At 47.9% G+C, this 257-nt stretch carries 1 pseudogene; it reads left to right on the top strand.

The features are described 5' to 3' along the window. Positions 1-257 (top strand): annotated as a pseudogene (locus LKX83_RS32660) (glucosaminidase domain-containing protein); the annotation flags it as partial.

Genomic DNA, 257 nt, shown 5'->3' with positions numbered 1-257 from the left:
CCATCACACCCACTCACACTTCTCTCGCTCCACCCGTTCCACAGTTGAAAGGAAAGCAGCCGATTCTCGGCGCATCCATAGCAACAGAAGAACAAATGCTTGCCTATGCCCGCTCTGTAAATCCATTCTTTCCCGCAGAACTGCCTGCATTGTACATAAAGATTGGGAATACATACGGAATACGAGGAGATATCGCTTTTTGCCAGATGCTTAAAGAAACCGGTTACCATCGTTTTGGCGGAATCGTAAAGGCCAAC

The sequence above is a fragment of the Cohnella baijiui genome (genome assembly GCF_020731285.1).
In the GTDB taxonomy this organism is placed as follows: Bacteria; Bacillota; Bacilli; order Paenibacillales; family Paenibacillaceae; genus Cohnella.
This window is presented reverse-complemented; position numbering and strand designations above follow the sequence as displayed.